This is a genomic window from Arthrobacter antibioticus, assembly GCF_030063205.1.
Taxonomy (GTDB): domain Bacteria; phylum Actinomycetota; class Actinomycetes; order Actinomycetales; family Micrococcaceae; genus Specibacter.
On the sequence record NZ_JASISQ010000005.1, the window covers coordinates 213700 to 231137 of the forward strand.

Sequence of the window (17438 nt, forward strand, 5' to 3'; positions counted from 1 at the left end):
GGTTAGGGTAGAAGCCCCTAACCAGCATCCCAAACTTTACCCAGTAAAGGCCCTGCAAAGCAAAACGAAGGGTGGGGCGCCTCGTTTAGAGGCCGCCATTGAGCGCCCGCCACAGAAATTCATGCGAGGCCGTGTGCAGCCTGGCGGCCTGCTTATTGTTTCCAGCCCCGGCATGGCCGCCCTCTAGCGCTTCATGGAACCATACTGGAATGCTCATCGATTCCATCCGAGCGGCCATCTTCCTCGCCTGCACTGGCCCCACCCGGTCATCCGATGTGGCTGTCCAAATGAAAGTGGCCGGGTACGTTACATCGGCACGCAACAGGTGATACGGCGAGAACGTTTTGATGAACTCCCACTGCTGGGGCACATCCGGGTCGCCGTATTCGGCGATCCACGAGGCCCCCGCGGAAAGCTTCGTGTAACGGCGCATGTCCAACAGCGGAACACCGCAGGAAACTGCCCCAAATAGTTCCGGATACACGGTGAGCATATTTCCCACAAGCAACCCACCATTGCTGCCGCCAGCGCATCCCAGTCTCGATGGCGAGGTGACCTGGCGTGCAGATAAATCGCGGGCAACCGCGGCGAAATCCTCGTAGGCCCGGTGCCGGTTTTCCTGCAGGGCTGCCGTATGCCAGGTGGGTCCGTACTCGCCACCGCCACGGATGTTGGCCACCACGAACACCCCGCCGCGCTCCAGCCAGCTGCGTCCCACGGCGCCGCTGTAGGCGGGTGTGCGTGAAACCTCGAACCCGCCGTAGCCGCTGAGCAGGGTTGGATTGGCGCCGTCGAGCATGAGCTCCTTTGGGCCCACTTGGAAGTAGGGCACTTCTGTTCCGTCAGCGGAGGTGGCGAAGTGCTGCTCTACGGTGTACTTTTCGGCATGGAAGAACGACGGCGCCGCCCGCACCAGCATTGCCGGCTCACCCGCAGTGCCGATGGGTTGGATGCCGGTGGGTTGAGTCCCGATGGGTTGAGCGCCGGTGGGCGCATCAACAGTGCCGCGGTACAGGGTGGATGGGGTAAGGAAACCGGAAGCGAGAAGCCAGTAATCGTTGCCCTCGGCGGTGGCTTCGTCGTCGACGGCGTAAGCGTCCACAGAGTGCAGGGCAGGACAGGCGTCCAACTCGGTTGCAGCCCAATCTGAGGCGGGGTCAACCACTAAAATTTGTGAGGACACATCAGATAATAAGTTCAACAGAAGAAAGTCCTTGGTCCAGCTCCAGGACTGCAACGACTGCGCCGGAGTCGGGTCAAAGATGGTGTGAAATTCTCGGTTGCCAGCCATAAACGCTTCTAGTTCAATGACCAGCAGGGTACCGGGTGCGTACTCTTCGCCGGTGACGCAGAACGTGGTTCGCGGACGCAGCAGCAGCCACTGGTGGTGCAGTGAGAGCGCCATGTCATTGGGCACATCGATGTGCACCCAATCCTCGCCAACCCGCAGATAGCTGCGGCTATTGTAGAAATCCAAGGCGTCGTGGGCAACATCTCGTTCATATCCGGGGGTGCTGCTGTGCGAGACTCCACCGCTGAGGTGGGTCAATGGAACATCGAATATGGGCTGTTGTGCCGCCATCTCCGTTAGCGACTCGCCCCTGCGAAGTACCCGTGTGGCGGCAGGGTAGGAGGAGGCGGTCATGGAGCCCTTCCCTGTATCGGTACCCACATACAGGGTGTCTATATCGAACCAACTCAGCCTTGTCTTAGCCGGCGGCAAAACGAAACCGTCGGGAACAAAAGTGTTCGTGGCAAGGTCAAACTCACGGTAGGCAACCGCATCGCCCCCGTCGGGGGACAGGGCGATCATGGCATGGCGGTACTCCTCGCCTGGGGCCGGGCGCAGCAGTGAAGCGCCGGCCCAGAGCCACTGGGCGTCTTCGGCTACGCATAGCGCGTCAATATCCAGTAGTACCTGCCACTGCGGTGTGGCACTGAGATAGCTCTCCCACGTAGTGCGGCGCCAGAGCCCGCGTGGGTTTGTTTTGTCGCGCCAAAAGTTGTAATACCAGTTCCCGCGCTTAGACACCATCGGAATCCTGTCTACCGAATCCAGCACCTCAAGAACCGAGGCCTCCAGCGCTGAATAGGCCGGGTTTACCAATGCGGCATCCGTGCGAGCGTTGCGCTTACGGACCCAAGCCATGGCATCGTCGCCGTGGATGTCTTCAAGCCACAGGAATTCATCCGTGGGTTGGTCTGCAATTTTCAAGGGTGTGGCAGCTTCAGTCATAAGCTCCATCCTAGGCACCGTCACAGGGAGGCCCGCCGCGCTCTCTGGCCAACCGTGCGTGGCCCGGCCAATGGGCGAGCATCAGTTAAGCTCAAAGGGTGGAATCTTTGGGCACGCAGACGGTGGTTATTGTGGGGGCGGGACCCCGCGGGACTTCCGTCATGGAAAGATTACTGGCCCACCATGGGAAAAATACCGACTCCCAGCCGCTGCATATCCACCTTGTAGACCCGTTTCCCCCCGGTGCAGGGCATGTTTGGCGCACCGCACAATCCCGCCTGTACCTGATGAACACGCCAAGCTTTTTCCCCACACTCATCACGGATCAAGGAGTGAGCGCCCCGCCGTTGGCCGGCTGCAGCTTCAACGAATGGCGGCTAGCCCAGCAGAGTACACCGTGGCAGAAGCTCAGTGAGGACGATGAAACCGAACTTGCCGCACTTGGGGTAAAGAACTTCCCTAGCCGCGCACTGTACGGGCGCTACTTGAGCTGGTGTTTTGAGCAGCTAGTTCAAGCTATGCCCGACGGCGTCACACTCACCGTCCATTGTGCTGAAGCCAAGCGGGTGGCCAGGGACCACGAAAACGGTGGGTTCGCCGTCGTACTTCTTAACGGGACCAGCCTGCGTGCCGATCAGGTGGTGCTGGCGCTGGGACATGTGGAGTCCAAACTTAACCCAGCCCAACGCGAATTGCGTGACGACGCCCGCGTTCACGGACTGACGTACCTGCCACCGGCGGTGCCCAATGACGTGGACTGGGCTCAGCTTCCTGCCGGTGAAACTGTGCTGGTGCGCGGGATGGGACTTAACTTTTTTGACGTGCTGGGTCAGTTGACGGAGGGTCGCGGGGGAACATTCGAGCCCACAGGCAGGCCTGCCGGGGACGCGCTGCACTATGTTGCTTCGGGCAAGGAGCCGGTCATTGTGGGGGCCTCGCGCCGGGGCACTCCGTACCGGGCAAAAACGGAGCTGGAGAGCCACTATCCTGCCAGTATTACCCTGCGGTTCTTGGGCGAAGATGCCGTGGCTGCGATCCGGGCTCTGGGGGCAACTGCCGGTTTTGACCATGACATTTGGCCACTGCTGTACCGCGACGCCCTCTGGGCCTACTACACAACGCTGGCCCGGACCAGCCCCGATGCCATCACGGCGCAACTGTTACCTGAGCTGGATGCGCTGCTGCATTCCGGGTTGGACGACGGGGATCCCGGGTGGCCGCAACGGCTCAAGGAGCTTTTGGCAACGCACGTGCAGGATGAACATATCCTTGATTTGTTGGCGTTGGCTCGGCCTTTGTCGCGGCACAGGCGTCGCCCTGGAGCTGGTCACCGTTTCACTTCTCATGAGCAGATGGATGCAGCGGTTTTGGAGTATCTTTCAGCCGATGCGGCTGGCTCCGCCCGCGGTGAAGACGATCCGGTAAAAATGGCCATCGGGGCTTTGAACGCCGGGCGTGCCATCATCAAGTCGCTGGTGGCGGACCGAGGCATTACCGAAACTTCGTGGCTGGGGGAGTTGCGCGGCTGGTTTGAAGGTTTCGTTGAGGGGCTGGCCAGTGGTCCTCCGCCTGTTCGCATGGAGCAGTTGGCTGCGCTTGTACGTGCCGGAGTGGTCCACTTTGCCGGACCCGATCCGCTCTTTCGTATCCAGCACGGAGTGTTTACGGTTGGTTCGCCGTGGGTTGCTGCACCCCCGTGGGAAGCCCGGTACTTGGTAGAGGCGTTGGCACCGGCCAATCAGGTACAGGACAGCGGTTCAATTCTGCTCCGAAACCTGTTGGCTGATGGTTTGGCACGCCCTCGTCTCATGCTGGCTTCCGACGGTGAAGCTGTTGCCACCAGCGGGTTGGACGTCTCGGCTCCGCCCTACAGGCCCCTGGATGGTACGGGCGTTCCCGTGGCCGGGTTGTATGTACTGGGCCTACAACTCTCTTCCGTACAGTGGGGCACCGCGATCGCCGCCGAAGCCTCGGCGATTTACCGCAGCGGCTACCGGACAGTGCTCGATGCTGAGACGATCGCCATGGACATCCTCGGCTAAAAGAAGTGTCTGGAGGTGGCGGCGTGCCAAACTGGCGACGGCGTATGAAACTTCATAGGCCGTCGCCAGTTTGGCACGCACTCGGGTCGCGGAACAGCTAGCGGCGAGCCCCCTTGCGACGGGAGGCAGCGGCAATCCCAACACCGGCACCGACCAAGACAAGCGCGCCTAGACCCAGCGGAAGCACGGTGGCTCCAGTGGAGGCGAGATTACCTGAGCCGTTGGGGCCGGCTTCAGAGCCAGCACCAGCGCCTGGGCTTGCACCGGCCGTAGCGCCCGGGTTTGCAGGTGCTGTAGTCGGTACTTCTGCGGCGGAGGTCACCGGGATGGTGATCGGCAACCGTGCGTAGGTGCCGGCATCGGTGGTGATGGTGAAGCGCCCGGCGTTCAGCTCCTGCGGAACCGTAAAGTTCAGCGTCGCTGCGCCGTCGCTCACGGGGAAGCTGCCAAGCTCCGCCGGCAGCACCGCTGCGGCCAGAACTGCAAAACCAGTCCCGCCACCACTACCAGCTGGCTCATAGCGCAACGTTACCTTGGTGGATTTGGTCACTCCCAGGGAGGTCAGATCCAACTTCGCCAGGCCAATGCTCAGCTTCTGACCTGCGCTAACTGTGGCAGGGGCATCGATGACGTCCACGCCGCGGCGGGAAAAGTCCGGCGCAATGGGTGCGGTGATGGACTTCTCGCTGAGGTAGGCAATCCAAGCGTCCCTGTCAATGAGGCCGGAATCCTTGGTGTTGGCTCCGTCGCTAAACACACGGAAGTTATCCCCGCCCGTTACCAGGAAGCCGAACGTGCCCACACGGTAGGAACGCTCAAGTTCCAGCGGTGCACCGTTGATGACCACGGAGGTGATGTGATCGCCGAGCTCACGGGTGGAATCGTAGGTGTAGTCCATATTGTCGGACAGGCCGAGGTTCAGGAACGGGCGGCTGGGGATGGTGCCGTCAGCGTTGGTCTGCCACTGCTGCTCCAGCATGGTCTTCACCTGGGCTCCGGTGAGGGAGGTTGTGTACAGATTGTTCACGAACGGAAGCACGGCGTTGGCATTGCCGTAACTGATAACGCCGTCGGCAACGCCCTCGTTCTTGTACAGCAGATCCGCGCGGAGCCCGCCTGGATTGACGACGCCGATCTCAGCTCCGCCGGTTTGCTCCGCCTTGAGTGCCTCCAAGAGGGCGTTGCCCACCAGGTTGCCCAGTGCGGATTCGCTGGCACGGTCGTCACGGGAGTACTTGCCGGTGACAGGATCGAGGGTCTGCGCCGTGGTGATGTCGGCGGTGATCTCGCCTACAGGAACGCTGCCTGCAACCTTGGCGTCAGCCAAAGCCTTGTTAACAATGGCCTGGACTTCTTTCACTCGCGGGAACTCGGCCGCGAGAGCGGCATCGTCCTCTGTGGTGCGGGGAACGATCTGCTGCGTGTAGGCGGTCACCGCATTGGTCTGCGCATCTACGAACAGCTGAACCTGGCCAATGTTCTCCCCGTAGCTCCCGGTTTGGAGGATGGGGCGGGTTTTCAGGGCTGCATCAGCTGAAACGCCCGGGATGGGTGCGTCCCACGCGTACTGTTTGTGCGTGTGGCCGGTGAAGATGGCGTTGACCAGCGGACTGGTGTTATTGACGATGTTGGCGAATGCGCCACCGCCGGCAACTTCCTCTTCAAAGGTTGCGCCGTCGGGTGTTCCCATGCCTGCGCCCTCGTGGAATTCGGCCACGATGACATCGGCGAGCTTGCCGTCGGCGATCTTCTTGGCCACACGGTTCACAGCCTCAACAGGATCTCCGAACTCCAGCTGGGAGATCCCCGCTGGAGTCACCAAGGTGGGCGTTTCTTGCGTAATGGCCCCAATGACAGCCACCTTCACACCGTTCACGGTGATGATCTTGTACTCATCAAGCACCGGTGTAGTGGTGCCCTTGGCGTACACATTCGCGCCCAGGTAGTTCCACTTGGCGGCCTCGGTTACGCGCCCGTCAAGATCGGTATAGCCCTTGTCGAACTCATGATTTCCGACGGCGGATGCGTCAAGTCCCAGCGCGTTCAGCACATCGATTGTGGGCTTGTCTTCCTGTGAGGCAGAAGCGAACAAGCTGGCACCTATGTTGTCACCGGCCGCTAGAAATGCTGTGTTGGCATCGCCTGAGGCCGCGCGCAGTTGCTCCACCGTACCGGCAAACTTCACAGTGTTTTTATCGATGCGGCCATGGAAATCGTTGATGTTCAACAAGTTGATTTCCTTGGTGCCCACCGGCTGCATGGACATGTTCAGGCCTACCAGCACGGGATCGTGGTCGGAGGCGGAGAACTGATCCGGTGTGTAGAAGTTGGTGATATTGGTGTTGTACCGGCTGTAGCCCATGGCGACAGATTCGGCAGAGTTGATGTTCCAGATATCGGCGCCTGTGATAAGTGAATTAGCGGCAGGAGAGGCCAAGATGTGATCCAGCGAGCCAACCATGCCACCGTAGCTGTAGGAGTGCTTGCCCGTTTTAGAGTTCTGGCCCACATAGCCGGCATCTTTCATGACCATGATGGGATCTTCAAAACCGTAGGCATTGAAGTCACCCATCAGCAGCACCTTGTTGGTTTCCTGCACCTGCTGCAAGTCGGTGGAAAACTTTACCAAGGCCGTGGCCTGTGCGGTACGTGCCTTGTTGGAGTTTCCTTGGCCCTCATCGTTATCGCCTGGAAGGGCGGAACCCTTGGACTTGAAGTGGTTGACAATCAACAGGAGCTTGGTGGAGTCAGCGGCTCCGATCAGCTTGAAGGACTGAGCCAGCGGTTGGCGGGCCACACCCGTGAAAGCCGCATCGTCCAAGATCACTGAGTCACCGACGGGTACGGCAACGTTTTTCTTATAAATGAACCCGGTGCGGATGACATCTTCGTTAGCTAATGCGGGGCGTGTGGCCGGAGACTTGGCGAAGGCCCACGTATCCGGAGTCTTTTCATTCAGGGCTGCAACCAACAGGGACATGGCGTTGTCGCGGTCCTTGGAGAACTTGGCGGAGTTTTCCACTTCTTCCAGGGAAAGAACATCGGCTCCGGAAGCGGTGATTCCGGCAACGATCTTGTCTTGTTGCCGTTTGAGGTTCGCCGCGTCTGCGGCACCGCGCTGCGGGCAGCCCGTCCGGACTGAGATGTTGTTTCCATCCCGATCTGAGTAGAACTGGCAGCTAGGGTTTTGATCGCCCGTGGTGGGGAAGTAGTTCTGCACATTGAACGAGGCAACTTTCAAGTTACCGCCAACGGCGATTGGTGCGGCTGCACGGGTGTTGCCGAACGCGATGGGCTGCACGGTACCCGCATTTTCGGGGGTAAGGGCCTCCAGCGGCTGGAATTTATAGGCGTTGTTGCGATTGTCAAAAATGACAGGAGCAATGAATTCAGACGTGGAGCCAACCCGCATGGGGGTGGCTTGGCTGAGCCACGGAAGTGGCGATGAGGAGCCAGGAGATTTCAGGAAACCCGTACTGGCTCCGTCGTCGAGCCTGATGGATCGGGCAGCATTCTCGGCAACCGTGGCCTCGTAAGCAGAGGATCCAAAAGGAGCCACGGCTGTGGGCTGAACCAACGCTGTGGTTCCCGTGGCCAGGCCCAGTTCGCCGTAGTTGTTGAGGGAGTAGTTGTCGGTAATGGTGAACTCGCCCTGCGGGGCCACCAGCATGCCTTCGAGGGTTTCACGTCCGGTATCAGTAGCCGGAACCGCAATGACTGCGGCCTTGACGGCTACCGCAGCTTCGGTCAGCGGTGTCATACCGCCGTCGGGGACATCGATCTCCGTTGTTGTGTTGGCGTCTTTGGCACCTCCAAATTCCTTGACGAGGCCAGTAACTTTTACGTAGTCACCAACTTTCACTGAACCAACAGTGGCAGGAGAGTAAACGAACACGGCCTCGGAAGCCTTGTGGGTGGCCAGATCAAGGTCACCGCCGGTGCCGGGGGTCTGGATGAAGTAGCCGCTGAAGCCGCCGGTGGGGTAAGCCGCGGTGACTATGCCCTTGGTGGTGACATTGGTGCCTTCCAATGGGCTCTTGGCGCCTTCGCCCTGGATCTCGGCGATGGTCTTGGACCCGGAGTCATCGGGTTCCGGGAGTGGTTCACTGCCGCCCTGCGTACCTGTGGGGCTGGGATCTTGTTTGCTGAAGTCAGCCGTGTTGTTGTCTGTGTCGGCGAAGGTGGTGCGGTTTAACGATGTGGTGACGCTGGCTGTCGGGGCTGCCGCGGTCTCAAAGGTGTTGGAGAGTCCATAGCCCAAAAGATCCACTACGTTGGCAACGTCAATCAGCGAGCCGGTGGCAAGATCAGCCGGCAGTTTCTCAGCCTTGTCGGAGAGGATCAGCGTGCCACCCTTACCGGAGAAGGCAAAGCTGCTGGAGTCTGAATCAACGGCGGGCAATTCCCTGCCGGCGTCTGCGTTGGAGTTACCTTTGATCAGGTAGTAATCATTGGCCTTGATGGTCCCGGAAAGCGCAGTGAGGCCGGTAGGCGCCACTGTTCCCGTTGCTGAACGGTACTGCAACGACCAGCCGTCAAGGCTGATATCCGCCTCGGTGGGGTTGTACAGTTCAACGAACTTATTTTTATAGACGGCGTTGGTACTGCCGCCATTGAGATATGCCTCGTTGATCACCACAGCAGGTGCGGTGGCGGATAGGGCGGCGGCTGCGGCCGGTGGCTCTGCCGAAGGGCCGGCTGAGGGGAGGGGCTCGCTTGGCTTAAGCTCCGACGTCGTGCTGTCAGGGCTTGCAGGTTCACCAGTAGCCATAGCGGGTGAGATTGCCAATGGTGCCGCGGCTAGACCAAACGCCAGGAGGGCGCCCAATCCTGCCTTGATAAGGGTATTGCTCGTCATGTCTCCAACTCTCGAAAGTGCGGCACGTCCTTGTGCCATGAGTGATGATGAACCTCAGTTCTCGATTAAGGAAAAAATGCGAACTAATCCCCCGACCAATCCTGCAGGAACGTGTTTGAGCTAAACACATAGAGGTGAGTCAGTCATGAACGGAACCTTGCGGTCAAGTAAACCCTGCATGGTTGTTAGGAATTGGTTGTGATTGTCAACGAACGTGAGTTTGCCCAGGGGTTAAATGAGCCAGTGTTCGATTGCCTGACCTTTGGGCTAGGACGTGATTGGGGCTCCTCGGGCCGGGTCCTCAGACGGGGCGGCGGGCGCGTACCAGATAAAGAAAAAGGGAAGCAATCTCATGAAGAGATTGCTTCCCTTTTTACGCGCGGAAGGTAAGAGATTCGAACTCTTGGTACGGGGTTACCGCACACTGGTTTTCAAGACCAGCTCCATCGGCCGCTCGGACAACCTTCCTTACCCTAGTAGTGTTTCATAAGCAGGGCCGAGCTACCAAAATGAACGCCGGCAGGGCTAAGCATCACAGGTACTTAAGGGCAACGGAGAAGGTCATGAAGGCAATTTTTACAACGGGCGCAGGTGGGCCTGAGGTTCTGACACTGGCTGAGACGCCAGGACCGGTCCCGGGGGTCGGCGAGGTGCTTATTGATGTGATTGCCGCTGGAATCAACCGCGCTGACGTGCAACAACGGCGTGGTTTTTACCCTCCTCCGCCAGGCGCCTCAGAGATTTTGGGCCTCGAAGTGTCAGGCCGGATTGCCGGTTTTGGTCCGAATGTCACCAAGCCGTTTAGCGTGGGTGAGAAGGTTGTGGCGTTGCTCACAGGTGGCGGGTATGCGGGTCAAGTAGCTGTCCCGGCGGGGCAGGTCTTGTCATTGCCGGAAGGCATCGATGTCATTTCTGCTGCAGCATTGCCGGAGGTTGCCGCCACGGTGCACTCGAACCTGTTCATGACAGCGCAGCTTCAGCGCGGGGAGTGCGTGCTCATTCACGGCGGCGCCGGTGGCATCGGCGCCATGGCCATCCAGTTGGCTAAAGCCGCAGGCGCCCACGTTATCGCTACAGCCGGCAGCGATGAGAAAGTTGCCATGCTCACGGGCTATCTCGGGGCCGATCTGGCGATTAACTACCGCAGCGAAGACTTCGTGGAACGTGTCAATGAATTCACCGCTGGACTGGGTGCAAACGTCATCCTGGATGTTGTGGGAGCCAAATATTTGGCCCGGAACGTTGCCTCGCTGGCCACCTATGGTCGCTTGGTGGTCATTGGACTGCAGGGAGGGGCGACGGCGGAGCTGAACTTGGGAGCGCTGCTCACCAAACGCGCGGCCATCATTGGTACCACACTGCGGGCCCGCTCCGTTGAGGAGAAAACAACCATCATGGAAGGCGTGCGCGAAAATGTGTGGCCGCTGATGAGCAGTGGGGCAGTCAAACCCATGGTGGATAAAACATTTCCGCTGGCCCAAGTGGCAGCCGCGCACGAGTACTTTGATTCGGGGGAGCACGTGGGCAAGGTACTTCTAACGCTCTAGGACTTCTCCGTTAGTGACCAGGCTTCCTAAGCTTTTTTGTGAACAGAAGCGTTTGCCCGTGATGTCCGGCGTCCTGGTGCCGGCACCAAGGTGGGGCTATGAAACGGGAACACCACAGGTTGCCGCTCCCAATGATTAGTTGTGAAAATTCCCGGTGGCGCTGGAAGCGAAGAGTTGATACGTGTTAAAGACTCAGCGAAGGCGCTTGAGCTCACACCGAACAGCGTAGAGAAATGCTGGCAGCATCCGCGCCACCACTTTCACACTCGATATCAAAAAGGTTCAGGATCCAGACCGCGGGTCCCGAGTAACCATCGCTTTCGAGGATAAGCAGCCGTTCACCCAGCCGGTCCAGATACTTCATCCTTCAAGAAGATGACCTCCCGCCGTGATACCGGACGTTCACCCACTGTTACCACGGCGTCCGCTTCGTGTTGCCGATTTGGCTCATCCAGCTCTCTAATGTCGTGGGAGAACCGCGGCCCAAACAGGCGCCGCCAAACCTTAGAGGGGCAGCAATGACGGCAAACACCAACCAGCCAACATTTAGTCGGAGGGCGGCGCTGGGTGCCGCTGGAACATTGGGTGCGCTGGGCATCACTGTAGCGGCCGGATCCGAGAGCCATGCGGCACGCGGGCCCAAGCCTCCCAAGCCTAGCCTCGCGTTCCGCTCCAATGGCACCTTCAAGATTGTCCAGTTCAATGACACTCAGGACGACGAACGCACCGACCGCCGAACCATTGAACTCATGGAACGCACCCTCGACGCGGAGAAGCCCGATTTTGTAGTCATCAACGGTGACGTGATCACTGGGGGCTGTGACAACGAACTGGAGGTCAAACAGGCGCTTAACCATGTGGTGCTGCCCATGGAACGGCGCAAGATTAACTGGGCAGTGACATTCGGCAACCATGATGAGGACTCGCTTGTACAAACTGGCATGACGGAAGCCAAGATGCTTGCCTTCCTGCAAAGCTACGAGTTCAACGTAAACGCAAACTCCACGCCGGGTCTCACTGGAACCTCCAATACACAGCTGCTCATCAAGTCAGCCAAATCCAAGGTGCCCGCCTTTGGCCTCTGGCTCATCGACACGGGGCGCTATGCGCCGGAGGCAATCAACGGGCAGAGCTTTGAGGGCTACCCCACCTGGGATTGGGTGCGCATGGACCAGGTCAACTGGTACCGGGAAATGTCCATGGCAACGGAGCGCAAATACGGGAAGAAGGTGCCGTCCCTGATGTGGGGCCACATCGCCCTGCACGAGCACCGCAACATGTGGTTTGCCAGCCTTGACTCACGCCAGGAATCAGACCACGCACGGGCACTCACTCGGCACACCATCGTAGGCGAGCGCAACGAGGACGAGTGCCCGGGTCCCATCAACTCCGGATTGTTCAGTGCGTTTCTGGAGCGTGGGGACGTGCTGGGCTACTTTGTGGGCCACGACCACGTCAACACCTACATGGGCAATTACTATGGCGTCCAGCTGGGTTACGCGCCGGGAACCGGGTTCGGGGCCTACGGCCTCCCCGGAGCCGAGCGGAACCGCCTGCGCGGTGCGCGCGTGTTTGAGCTTGATGAGAACCACCCCGGCATTTACAAGGACACGCGGGTTGTCTTTGCCAAGGACTTCGGGATCGACCTGACCGCCAATGACCAGCCGATAGAGCCGCTCCCGTTAAGTCCTGGCCAGCGCTAGTTTTTTTGGCCTTCAGACAGGGCCCGTGGTGAACTCCTGCCGCGGGCCCGGATGTGCAAGTGAGCCTTGAACTTTCATCCCGATCTGGTGTGAGGTGGTGAAGTGAGCTTGTGTGCCCTGTCACCTGAGTACCGCTGGCGTCGGGTATTTGGTCAAAAGATCTGCCATAGCCTAGTGGTGAAAGTGGGAAACGATCACGCATTTCTGGGTGGTGCGGGTCAGGGGGCTGTGGCCCCAGAATGCGGGTGGCGGCCGTGGTGGCCCTCTTGGCGAGGTCGTCCCCAATTCCGCACGCGTACAGTATTTTTCCTTCTATGCCGACGACGGCGATGTCGTGGTGTCCTTTTGCACTGTCGATTCCGTACCGCGACTAAATCGGCATTGCCGTTCAACACGACCAATTCGCTGGCGTGGAGCAACACTTGGACCTGATGAAAGACCACGCTGGCCTTTGCGGGCCCTGCATTATTGGGATGATTCTGGGCGTTGCCCATGACACTGAGCTCGGCGAAGGAATCAACCTCGGGAACGCGAACCATGTGGTTGCGGCGGAACCAACCGCACAGCCCCGTGAAGCCTCCCCCGTCTTACGCCTGTCGGCTTCAACGCTCGAGCGGCTGAACCCGATCACGGTGACGCCGGCAGACTTGAGACTGACGTACCGGATCCTTCCCGGTCGGAGCACCATGGCGCACCTCGGGACGCCGTCATGCTCGCCTGGTAGCTGGTCAAAGATTCTTTCCTGAGTGTGCCGGCGTTTCTTTGGTGGACCAGGATCCGAACTTTACCCAGCCAAGCCAAACCCGGCCAAGCCAAACCCAGCCAAGCCAAACCCAGCCCTGGAGAGTTGCACAATATTCAACTGCTGAGCTCACCAAAATCGTCACTCGTGTTACTACCCTCGTCATCTCAGCTATGCCGTTGCGGTGGAGCAGTGCCAAAACAAAAAACTGCCCGGGGTATGTAGCCCACTGCCCGTCATATGATGTTGAATCCAAGGGGGCGCTACTGGCTGACATGTTTTCCATACAACGCGGCTCCCGGATGTTTCCTTGGTTGCACATGGTGATCCGGAGGGCTTTGGTTCCGCCCTTCGTTGCGGCTGACCTTCCTGCAATGCGTCATTCGGCGCTAAAAAACTGCCGCTGGGCGATCAGTGCTCTAAGCGTGAGTGACATACGCCATGTGGTGCGAACCACACTGCTACCCTCAAATCGCCGTAGTTATGTCTTAACGTAGGGAAAATCATGACAATTCCGTCAAACAGGACCGCCAATGAAGACGATGTCCTGGTCCAAGATCCGAATCTGCCGCCAGTGGCAGTGGATCTTGAAGCAGAGGCGGAAACGCACAAGTGGACCCCGCTGAAGATCGGCATTTGGGCGGCTATTGCACTGCTCGGTGGGGTTGCATGGGTGATGCTGGCTGTGGTGCGCGGCGAAAGTGTCAACGCTATCTGGTTTGTGTTCGCTGCAGTGTGTACGTACCTGATTGCTTACCGCTTCTATTCCAAAGTTATTGAGAAGTTTCTCCTTAAACCCAATGACAAGCGTGCCACCCCGGCAGAATACAAAGCAGACGGCAAGGACTTTGTTCCCACTGACCGCAACGTACTTTTTGGTCACCACTTTGCCGCAATCGCCGGGGCGGGGCCCCTCGTTGGCCCCATTCTGGCAGCCCAGATGGGTTACCTGCCCGGCACTATCTGGATCATCGTCGGCGTCGTCCTTGCCGGCGCAGTGCAGGATTACCTGGTCCTCTTCTTCTCCATGCGTCGCGGTGGACGCTCACTGGGCCAGATGGCCCGTGAAGAACTTGGTGTCATTGGCGGAACCGCGGCCCTGATCGCCACCTTGTTGATCATGATCATCATTGTGGCCATCTTGGCCCTTGTGGTTGTCAATGCGCTGGGCGAATCCCCATGGGGTGTGTTCTCCGTGTCGATGACCATCCCGATCGCCTTGTTCATGGGTGTTTACCTGCGCTACCTGCGCCCGGGCAAGATCATGGAAGTCTCCCTGATCGGTGTGGTCCTGCTGCTGGCCGCAATCATTGGCGGCGGCGTCGTTGCCCATACCGAATGGGGTGCAGCGTTCTTCCACCTTGACCGCACCACGCTGGCCTGGGCCATCATCATCTATGGTTTCATTGCCGCAATCCTGCCGGTCTGGCTGTTGCTGGCCCCGCGTGACTACCTCTCTACGTTCATGAAAATCGGCACCATCGTCATGCTGGCCGGCTCCATTGTGCTGGTCCGTCCCACCATCAACGTCCCGGCGTTCAGCGAGTTTGCTTCACGCTCTGACGGCCCGGTCTTCTCCGGCTCTTTGTTCCCGTTCCTCTTTGTCACCATCGCTTGCGGGGCACTCTCCGGCTTCCACGCCTTGATCGCATCGGGCACCACCCCAAAACTAATCGAGAAGGAACGCCAGGCTCGCTACATTGGCTATGGCGGCATGCTCATGGAGTCCTTCGTGGCCATCATGGCGTTGGTTGCTGCGCTGTCGATCGACCGTGGCATCTACTTTGCGATGAACTCCTCCGGTGCGGCTACCGGGGGTACCATCGAGGGAGCCGCGGCATTCGTGAACTCGCTGGGGCTTACCGGGGTACAGGTTGATGCGGCCACGCTTGCCCAAACAGCGTCCGACGTCGGCGAACAGTCAATTGTTTCTCGCACCGGCGGTGCGCCAACCCTCGCCGTGGGGCTGGCTCACATCATGCAGCAGGTAGCCGGCGGCAAGGCAATGATGAGCTTTTGGTACCACTTCGCCATCATGTTTGAGGCGTTGTTCATCCTCACGGCAGTTGACGCCGGAACCCGTGTGGCCCGCTTCATGCTCCAGGATTCCATTGGCAACTTTGTCCCCAAGTTCAAGGACACCTCATGGCGGCTTGGTTCCTGGATTACCACCGCCATTATGGTGGCCGGATGGGGCGCCATCTTGATCATGGGAGTCACCGATCCATTGGGTGGCATTAACACCTTGTTCCCGCTATTTGGCATTGCCAACCAGCTACTGGCCGCCATCGCCCTGGCGGTGTGCTTGGTGATTGTTTCCAAGAACACGCACGTGAAGTATCTGTGGATGGTGGCCCTGCCACTGGCGTTTGTCACAGTAGTTACAGTGGTGGCGTCCTTCCAAAAAATCTTCTCCACCGTTCCAGCCGTGGGCTATTGGGCGCAGCACAACGCCTTCAAGGCGGCGCTAGCTGATGGCAAAACCAGCTTCGGATCAGCCAAGAACGTTGAAGCCATGGAAGCCGTTGTCCGCAACACAGTTGTCCAGGGCAGCCTCTCGATCATCTTCGTGGTGCTCTCGCTCGTGGTAATTGCGACGGCGATCATGGTCACCATCCGCTCAATTCGGGCCGGGGGTGGGCCCAGCCTGGAGGATCCTGCGGTAGCTTCACGCATCTTTGCGCCAGCATCCATGACCCCCACATCAGCTGAAAAAGCCATCCTCAATCAGTGGGCCGACTCGGGTAAGCAATCTGTCACTTCCGGTCACTAACCATGGACATGTTGCGCAGCTCCTGGCAAGGTTTAGGGCTTGTGGCTAAGTATCTCAAGGGAGTCCTTGGCGAGGATTTGTATGAGAAATACCTGGACCATCACCGTGCCAGCGGCTGCGCAACTGCACCCATGAGCGTTAAGGAATTCTGGCGAGATAAGACCGATCGCCAGGAAGCCAACCCTGAAGGACGATGCTGTTGAGGTCGCTAATACATGACGTGGACCGGATTCTGCGGGCCCGTGAGAGACTAACAGCATGAACAAAAAGGGGCAGATACCGGCCAGTGAAGACGGCGCTGTGGGCAAAGTCATTGACAGTTCACTAGTTGTTGGACAGGACAGCGGGGCAGTGGAAAACGCTGCGAAACCGCCCGTCCCAAACAGGTCCGCAGACAAGCCGGCAAGTGTTGCTGACATGGTGGATCAGCCAGCCAAAGTGCTGCGTATCGGCACAATGGTCAAGCAACTCCTCGAAGAGGTCAAGAGCGCACCCTTGGACGACGCCGCCCGGGCCCGGCTGGCGCAAATTCATCACACCTCCATCAAGGAGCTTGAGGACGGACTGGCCCCGGAGCTGGTTGATGAGCTGCACCGCCTCAGCTTGCCGTTCACGGATACAAGTGCGCCGTCGGATGCCGAACTGCGCATTGCCCAGGCTCAGTTGGTTGGCTGGCTTGAGGGGTTGTTTCACGGTATTCAAACAGCGCTGGCCGCCCAGGCGATGGCCAACCAGCAAACCGCAGCACGTCTTGCTCTGCATCAGCTTCCGCCCGGCACCATGATCGCACCCGGTGTGATTGTGGGAGAAAACGGCGAACCGCAGCGTGCCTCGGGAGCCCAGAACGGGCCCCTTGGCGGCTATTCAGAGACGGGCCGCCCGGATTCAGGCGGACCTGGACAGTACCTCTAACGGGGATGTTAAAGGGACTTTTTTCGGCAGCCCGCCAAACCAAGCGCGATGACGTGGAACTTGGCAGGGGTGTTTGGCGCCGTGCTCATGACAGATTCCGGCGAGGCTTGGATCGTTTCCACCAAATGCTGGAGGGGCTAGAAGAAGCCGGAGCCGCGCCTGGCCAGTCAAACGACCTGGCCGCTGGAAACTATCAAGCCTTGGTGATTGTGGCTAATGGACTCGCGGAACTATTACCCGTGGTGCGCAGCATTGCCGCAAAAGCCCAAGCTGCAGGCCCCAGCGAAGCAATGGAGATCCCCCTCGGCACCGGCGGCTACCTCAATGATGTGCACCGTGAACTTTCGCGTGCTGGCAATGCCCTCGCGGCCGCAGCGGAGGCGGTAGCTTTGGTGAGACTGGGTGTGGGTGAGGGTTCCGGCGTCGAACTTAAAGCAACAATTGTGTACAGGCACGTACAACGGGCGAAGGACTTGCTTGAATCCGGACCACACACAGGGACGTAGCATCCGCTCAAGAGCCTAGAGATTAGCGTCACACTTTGTAAAGGGTAAGGTTAGCTTGTCCTATTATGAATTAGGATTGATAGTTGTACGCTAATTTTGATTCCCCCGATGGAAGGCTC

Annotated in this window: 10 protein-coding genes and 1 tRNA gene; 8 read left to right on the forward strand and 3 right to left on the reverse strand. The window is 59.1% G+C overall.

Translation table 11 applies throughout. From position 1 onward, the window contains the following. Positions 1-85 precede the first annotated feature (85 nt). On the reverse strand, positions 86-2236 hold the full coding sequence (locus QMG40_RS12570; RefSeq protein ID WP_283531395.1) for a prolyl oligopeptidase family serine peptidase: 2151 nt from the start codon (positions 2234-2236) through the stop codon (positions 86-88). A 98-nt stretch (positions 2237-2334) separates the two neighbouring features. Here QMG40_RS12570 and QMG40_RS12575 point away from each other — a divergent pair, with 98 nt between their 5' ends. Then, positions 2335-4278 (forward strand): FAD/NAD(P)-binding protein, encoded by a 1944-nt coding sequence (locus QMG40_RS12575; protein ID WP_283531396.1) that lies wholly within the window; start codon positions 2335-2337, stop codon positions 4276-4278. 97 nt (positions 4279-4375) lie between these two features. Here the strand turns inward: QMG40_RS12575 and QMG40_RS12580 are convergent, their stop codons facing one another. Together QMG40_RS12580 and QMG40_RS12585 are read right to left on the reverse strand one after the other, a co-directional pair. After that, entirely contained in the window at positions 4376-9136 is a 4761-nt protein-coding gene (locus QMG40_RS12580; RefSeq protein ID WP_283531397.1) for an ExeM/NucH family extracellular endonuclease, read from the reverse strand. A gap of 380 nt (positions 9137-9516) precedes the next feature. Next, a tRNA-Ser gene (locus QMG40_RS12585) sits at positions 9517-9604 on the reverse strand. 95 nt (positions 9605-9699) lie between these two features. Here QMG40_RS12585 and QMG40_RS12590 point away from each other — a divergent pair. The 7 genes from QMG40_RS12590 (at position 9700) to QMG40_RS12620 (ending at position 17319) form a co-directional block, all read left to right on the forward strand. Continuing rightward, on the forward strand, positions 9700-10683 hold the full coding sequence (locus QMG40_RS12590) for an NAD(P)H-quinone oxidoreductase (protein ID WP_283531398.1): 984 nt from the start codon (positions 9700-9702) through the stop codon (positions 10681-10683). Between the two features lie 518 nt (positions 10684-11201). Further along, positions 11202-12386 carry a metallophosphoesterase family protein gene (locus tag QMG40_RS12595; RefSeq protein ID WP_283531399.1) on the forward strand — a complete coding sequence of 395 codons (1185 nt, stop codon included), beginning with the start codon at positions 11202-11204 and terminating at the stop codon, positions 12384-12386. 422 nt (positions 12387-12808) lie between these two features. Then, positions 12809-13132: a hypothetical protein gene (locus QMG40_RS12600; RefSeq protein WP_283531400.1), complete on the forward strand. Its 324-nt coding sequence runs from the start codon at positions 12809-12811 to the stop codon at positions 13130-13132. Positions 13133-13633: 501 nt separating this feature from the next. Further along, complete coding sequence (locus QMG40_RS12605) at positions 13634-15901, forward strand: carbon starvation CstA family protein (protein WP_283531401.1); 2268 nt, start codon at positions 13634-13636, stop codon at positions 15899-15901. A 41-nt stretch (positions 15902-15942) separates the two neighbouring features. After that, entirely contained in the window at positions 15943-16104 is a 162-nt protein-coding gene (locus QMG40_RS12610; RefSeq protein WP_343319226.1) for a YbdD/YjiX family protein, read from the forward strand. A 55-nt stretch (positions 16105-16159) separates the two neighbouring features. Beyond that, the gene (locus QMG40_RS12615; protein WP_283531403.1) at positions 16160-16813 is read left to right on the forward strand and encodes a bacterial proteasome activator family protein; all 654 of its coding nucleotides are present in this window, start codon (positions 16160-16162) and stop codon (positions 16811-16813) included. 5 nt (positions 16814-16818) lie between these two features. Next, on the forward strand, positions 16819-17319 hold the full coding sequence (locus QMG40_RS12620) for a hypothetical protein (RefSeq protein ID WP_283531404.1): 501 nt from the start codon (positions 16819-16821) through the stop codon (positions 17317-17319). Positions 17320-17438: the final 119 nt, after the last annotated feature.